The 6,000-nt window shown below is 72.1% G+C and carries 5 protein-coding genes and 1 tRNA gene; all 6 read right to left on the bottom strand.

Translation table 11 applies throughout. The features are described from left to right. Positions 1 to 471: 471 nt before the first annotated feature. Positions 472 to 545 (bottom strand) — tRNA-Pro (locus LV78_RS17815). Positions 546 to 635: 90 nt separating this feature from the next. Next, entirely contained in the window at positions 636 to 1,739 is a 1,104-nt protein-coding gene (locus LV78_RS17810) for a sensor histidine kinase (RefSeq protein ID WP_253846382.1), read from the bottom strand. Positions 1,740 to 1,755: 16 nt separating this feature from the next. Then, entirely contained in the window at positions 1,756 to 2,400 is a 645-nt protein-coding gene (locus LV78_RS17805; protein WP_253846381.1) for a response regulator, read from the bottom strand. 41 nt (positions 2,401 to 2,441) lie between these two features. Then, complete coding sequence (der, locus tag LV78_RS17800) at positions 2,442 to 3,857, bottom strand: ribosome biogenesis GTPase Der (protein ID WP_253846380.1); 1,416 nt, start codon at positions 3,855 to 3,857, stop codon at positions 2,442 to 2,444. Further along, the gene (locus LV78_RS17795; RefSeq protein WP_253846379.1) at positions 3,854 to 4,639 is read right to left on the bottom strand and encodes a lysophospholipid acyltransferase family protein; all 786 of its coding nucleotides are present in this window, start codon (positions 4,637 to 4,639) and stop codon (positions 3,854 to 3,856) included. The genes der and LV78_RS17795 overlap by 4 nt, the downstream gene beginning before the upstream one ends. Continuing rightward, the gene (gene cmk / locus LV78_RS17790; RefSeq protein ID WP_253846378.1) at positions 4,636 to 5,355 is read right to left on the bottom strand and encodes a (d)CMP kinase; all 720 of its coding nucleotides are present in this window, start codon (positions 5,353 to 5,355) and stop codon (positions 4,636 to 4,638) included. The genes LV78_RS17795 and cmk overlap by 4 nt, the downstream gene beginning before the upstream one ends. Positions 5,356 to 6,000: the final 645 nt, after the last annotated feature.

Here is a 6,000-nt window from a genome sequence, read left to right as displayed (position 1 = left end):
CTGAACAGGCAATTCACCAGAAACCAAAAACGACCACCCCGCACGATCCTAACCAGCGGGATGACACGCCTAAGGCAAGTTGGGAACCTCCCGGCGTTTCGCACCGCGCTAGAGGTTCCCAACCTGACCACAACCAGAAGCACGGCCAGCCAGAAACCGACGGCGACCTCGAAGAGACCAGCCCACCTGTCCACCCGCACCACCGAATCCCCCAGCAGCCGTCACAGACCGAGCCGACAGAAGCGACGTGTCCTGGGACACAGCAGGAAACACCCGGATGGGGAACGCTTCGGCACGGGGCAGCGCGACCCCATTTCGCCACGCGCCAACCGACTCTCCCACAATTCTCCCAAACACCGGGTTACCCGCCAGTACAGGCCACTGTGGACAGTCATACCAAGATCGCATCGACGACACGAAAAAGCCCGCTGACCTGGTAGTATCACCAAGCCAACGGGCTTCTTCAGACCGTCGGGACGACAGGATTTGAACCTGCGACCCCTTGACCCCCAGTCAAGTGCGCTACCAAACTGCGCCACGTCCCGGCCACAACCCGTTCTCGCTGGGTGCCTGCATAGCTTAGCGCATCCCCGAACCCCCTTTTCACGGGGGTCCCCAACCGCCCCCACCTGCGGTTATACCGTTTCCGGCCCGACAGTCGCCCGGCGCTCCCCACCGACCCGCGTCGCGGTCGTCGGCAGGGTTGCGCGGACCTCGAAGCCGCCTTGGGGCGTGGGGGCCGCGGACAGGGTGCCGCCCAGGAGGGCCACGCGTTCGGACAGGCCGTGGAGGCCCTGGCCTCCTGTCGCACGGGGGTGGGGTGGTGGGTGTGGGGGTGGGGCGTTTCGGACTTGGACCACCAAGGTGTCCGCCCTGGTTGCCAGGAGGATGTGGACCTGGGCGTTCGGGGCGTGCTTGGTCGCGTTCGTCAGGGACTCCTGGACCAACCGGTACACCGCGCGGCTCGTTGACGGGGGTAGCGGGGTGGTCGTGCGGTCGGTCAGGGTTATCGGCAGGCCTGTCGACCTCGCTCGTTCCACGAGGGCCGGTAGGTCGTGGTGGGTGTTGGGCGGGGGTTGCGACTTCAGCAAACCCAGGGTCGAGCGCATCTCCTCCAGGGACTCCTTCGCCAGCGCTCGCAGGCGGGTCGCCGCCGCCCTCGCCTCGGGGTCCGGGGTGGTCGCCGACAGGGCCGCCGCCTCCACCGCTATCAGGGTCGCGTGGTGGCCCACCACGTCGTGGATCTCCCGCGCTATCCGGGCGCGCTCCGCCGCCCTGGCGCCCTCCTCCAGCGCCACCAGCTCCGCCGTCCTCGCCCTCCGGGCCTCGGACAGGGTCCTGGTCAGCTCCTGGCGCGTGCGGAGGAGCACCCCCAGCGCCGCGGGCATCACGGCCATGAAGAGGGTGAACGCGTAGGTCAGGACGGCTTGGGTGAAGGGCAGGGACTGGGTCACCACGAAAGTGGTCGCCGCCACCGCCGCGCTCGCCACGACCCACAACGCGGCCACGGGTGCGCGGTCGTGCCTGCCAACGCGGTACAGGGCCACCACCGCAGGGGGCCAGCCCAGGCCGCCCACCAGGGCGGGCAGGCAGGCGTACGGGGCGGCTCTGCGAAAGGGGAGCAGGGCGCAGGCCAGTAGGGCCAGGGGCTCCGACCAGGGGTGCGGGCCGGTGTCCACCAGGAGGACCAGGGCCGCTGCCGCCAGCGGGGCGGGCAGTGAGCTGCGGGAGGTCAGCACGGCGTCGGGAGCGGGGTTACCACGTTCGGCCTACCTGGTGGGCGGCCAAGGCCGCCTGCACGCGGTTCTCCACGCCGAGCTTCATCAGCACCGTGCTGACGTACGACTTCACCGTCGCCTCGCTCAGGCCCAGTTCCGTCGCTATCGCCGCGTTCGGCAGGCCGTCCGACAGCAGTTCCAGGACTTGGCGCTCCCTGGTGCTCAGCGCGTCCAGGTGGGGGTTCGGGCGTAGGAGCCTGCCCGCCCTCAACCTCGGCAGCAGCCTGGCCGCGATCCTCGGGTCCAGGACCGCGCCGCCCGCCGCCAGGTCCAGCACCGCCCTGACCAGGGCTTCCGGCTCCGCGTCCTTCAGCAGGAAGCCCTGGGCGCCCAGATCCAGGGCCGCCGCGACGTAGTCGTCCAGGTCGAACGTGGTCAGCACCGCCACGGCAGGCGGGTCGGGGCGGCCCAGCAGGACGCGCAGGGCCGACAGGCCGTCGGTCCCCGGCATCTGCACGTCCACCAGCGCCACGTCCGGACCGGTGGCGCGGACCGCCGCCAGCAGGCCCGCGCCGTCACCCGCCTCGGCGACGACCTCGACCCGGCCGTCCGCCTCCAGCAGGACCCTCAACCCCCGGCGGAGCTGCGGCTCGTCGTCCGCGAGGACCAATCGCACCGGCACAGCGCAAAGGCAACCTCATTGCGCCGTTCGGGGCAACCGGATCACTTCTTGGCGCGCTTCTCCCGCTTCTCGCGCACCCGCACCGACACCCGGACCGGGCTGCCCTCGAAGCCGAACTCCTCGCGGAGCTTGCGCTCGATGTACCGGCGGTAGCCCGCCTCCAGGAAACCGGTCGTGAACAGCACGAACGTCGGCGGCCGGGTGGCGGCCTGGGTGGCGAACAGGACCTTCGGCTGCTTGCCGCCGCGCACCGGCGGCGGGGTCGCGGCGATCAGGTCGGTCAGCCACGAGTTCAGCCGTCCGGTGGGCACGCGGGTGTCCCACGAGTCCAGCGCGGTGCGCAGGGCGGGCGCGAGCTTGCGGACGGACCGGCCGGTCAGGGCCGAGATGTTCACCCGCTCGGCCCACGGCACGCGCACCAGGCCCCGGTCCAGCTCGCGGACCATGGCGTTGCGGCGGTCCTCGTCGACCAGGTCCCACTTGTTGAACGCCAGCACGCACGCGCGGCCGGACTCGACGACCATCGTCAGCACCCGCAGGTCCTGCTCGCTGATCGGCTCGGCCGCGTCCAGCAGCACGACCGCGACCTCGGCGGACTCGATGGCCGCCTTGGTGCGCAGCGACGCGTAGTACTCGGCGCCGCTGGCGAAGTTGACCCGCTTGCGCAGGCCCGCCGTGTCGACGAAGCGCCACACCTCGTCGTCCAGCTCGACCAGCGAGTCGACCGGGTCGACGGTGGTGCCCGCGACCGAGTCGACCACGGACCGGTTCTCGCCGGTGAGGCGGTTGAGCAGGCTCGACTTGCCCACGTTCGGGCGGCCGACGAGCGCCACGCGGCGGGGGCCGCCGGAGTTCGCGCCGAACGTGTCGCGCGGGGTCTCCGGGAGGACCTCCAGGATCTTGTCGAGCACGTCGCCCGACCCCCGGCCGTGCAGGCCGGACACCGGCATCGGCTCGCCCAGGCCCAGCGACCACAGGCTGGCGACCTCGGCCATCAGCCGCTCGTCGTCCACCTTGTTGGCCACCAGCAGCACCGGCGCCTTGGAGCGGCGCAGCACCTTCGCGACGGCCTCGTCGGTGGTGGTGGCGCCCACGGAGGCGTCGACCACGAGCAGCACGGCGTCGGCGGTCTGCATGGCCAGCTCGGCCTGCGTCGCGACCGAGGCCATCATGCCGGTGGCGTCGGGCTCCCAGCCGCCGGTGTCGACCACGGTGAACTTGCGGCCGTTCCACAGCGCGTCGTAGGCGACCCGGTCCCTGGTCACGCCGGGCACGTCCTGCACGACCGCCTCGCGGCGGCCGATGATGCGGTTGACCAGGGTCGACTTGCCCACGTTCGGGCGGCCGACGATGGCCAGCACCGGCTGGGCCGGGGTGGCCTCGTCAGCGCCCTCCGACTCGTCGTCGAAGGCGGTCCAGTCGGACTCGTCCGTCCACGTGCCGTCCAAGTCCGTCATCGTGCTTCTCCATTGCTTCGTCTGGTGTCGAGCTCGGCCACCAGCGCCACGAGGCGGTCGCGGACCTGCTCGGTTGCCTCGGCCAGGCCCTGCCTGCCCTTGGCGGTGGACGCCTCGAACGGCTCGCCCACGAGGATGTCGACCACGGGCAGGAACCGGCGGCGGGAGCCCTCCGGCCTGCGGGCGCCGCGCACCGCCATGGGCACGATGAGCGCCCCGGAGGTGCGGGCGAGCCACGCGGCGCCCTGCTGCGCGCTGGCCATGTCGCCGTCGCCCCTGGTGCCCTCGGGGAACACGCCGAGCGTGCCTCCCGCCTTGAGCACCTTCTGCGCGGCGATCAGGGTGGCGCGGTCGGGTTCGCCGCGCTTGACGCCCAACTGGCCCGCGCTGCGCAGGTACGCGCCCACCAGGCCCTTGAACATCTCGTTCTTGATCAGGAAGACCATGCGGCGCGGCATCTTGATGACGCCGAAGATCAGCGGGCCGTCCACGAAGGAGCTGTGGTTGGCCACGACGACGATGCCGCCGGTGGTGGGGATGCGGTCCAGGTTGTGCGCGCGCACCCGGTAGGGGAAGGCGAAGAAGCGCCTGCCGAGCCAGCGGGCGAACGTGTGGCCGAGGTCGGTGGCGCCCTCGGGAAGCTGGGTCGCGTAGGCGAGCTTGACGCTCTTCTTGCGCAGCTTGGGGAACTCCGCCACGCGCGCGGGGGCCTCGGCGGCCTGCCCGGTGACGTTCTCGGCCGCGCTCTCGGGGGTCCGCTCGGAACCGGTGCGCTCGCTCATCCCGTCACCCGCTCGTGGCGCAGCCCGCGCTCCTCGACCATGGCCAGCAGCGCGTCGAGCGTGCCCGCCAGGTCGAGCGGGGTGGTGTCCAGCTCGACGGCGTCGGCGGCCGGGCGCAGCGGGGACACCTGGCGGGTCGAGTCGTAGTCGTCCCGCCGTGTCACGTCCGCGAGTGTCCGCTCCACCGTCGTCGCCCGCCCGGAGTCGTTGTCCTGCTTGGTGCGGCGGCGCGCGCGGGCCTCGGCGTCGGCGGTCAGGTACACCTTGAGCGGCGCGTCGGGGGCGACCACCGTGCCGATGTCGCGGCCCTCCACGACGATGCCGCCCGCCTGCTCCACCGCCTCGGCGATGATCCGGCGCTGCTCGGCGACCAGCAGCTCGCGCACGCCCTCGGTCGCGGAGACCGGCGACACCGCGAGGGTCACCTCGGGGCCCCGGATCTCGGCGCCCACGTCCGCGCCGTCGAGCCGGGTGGTCGAGTTCGCCGGGTCGGTGCTCTGCGCGAGCGGCGCGCGGCGCGCGATCGCGGTCACCGCCGCCGGGTCGGTCGGGTCGACGCCCGCGCGCAGGACGGCCAGCGCGATCGCCCGGTACATGGCGCCCGTGTCCAGGTAGCGAGCCCCCAGGAGTGCGGCCAGTCCGCGCGCGGCTGAGGACTTGCCGGTGCCGGAAGGCCCGTCCAGGGCCACCACGCCACGCAGCTCACCGTGTCCCACCGCAGGTTCCTCCAAGCCGAGCCGCTGATCCGAGCAGAAGTCTGATTCGGCTCATTGTGCCCGGTGTGCGGGGTCACCTTCGAATCGCCCTGGTCAGGGGTCCGGGAACGGGCGGGGTCGACGGGAAGCGCCTGATCACCGGCGATGACCGGGTGGACGGCCCGCGCGGGTCCGCGGCGGTGGCGCGGGCGGTGGCGGGCGGTGGCGGGCGGAATCCGCGCGCGGCGGGGACGGCGGCGATTCCGGGGGCGTCGGGGTTCACCCGCGCGCGTTCGTGGAGCGCGTCGTGGAACCCGTCGTGGAACACTTCGCCGAAACGGGCGGAAAAGGGCGTTCCGGGATGAATCCCCGACCCCCGCGCGTTGGGACCTGGCGAGCCCGCTCGCAACCGGGGAGGTCGGCGAAAAGTCCGTTTGGTCCTCAAGGCCCGAAAAGCCCGCGACCTGCGGTGATCGTCCCGCCCGACCTTCAGCGAACAGCAAGGTTCGTCCGTTTCACGCGGTCCGCGCAGCTTGTACCGTGCGGTCGCGCCGGGAACCGGAAGATGCTCTGAACGGCCCAGCGCCGCGCACCCGCGGCGACCGCCGTCCCCCGTCCGCCCACCGCCCGCAGCAGGGGCACAATCGCGGTTTCCCGGTTTCCGCG

Source organism: Actinosynnema pretiosum (assembly GCF_024171695.1).
GTDB classification, from domain to species: Bacteria; Actinomycetota; Actinomycetes; order Mycobacteriales; family Pseudonocardiaceae; genus Actinosynnema; species Actinosynnema pretiosum.
The sequence above is the reverse complement of the archived record's forward strand: the minus strand, read 5'-3'. Positions and strand labels throughout refer to the sequence as shown.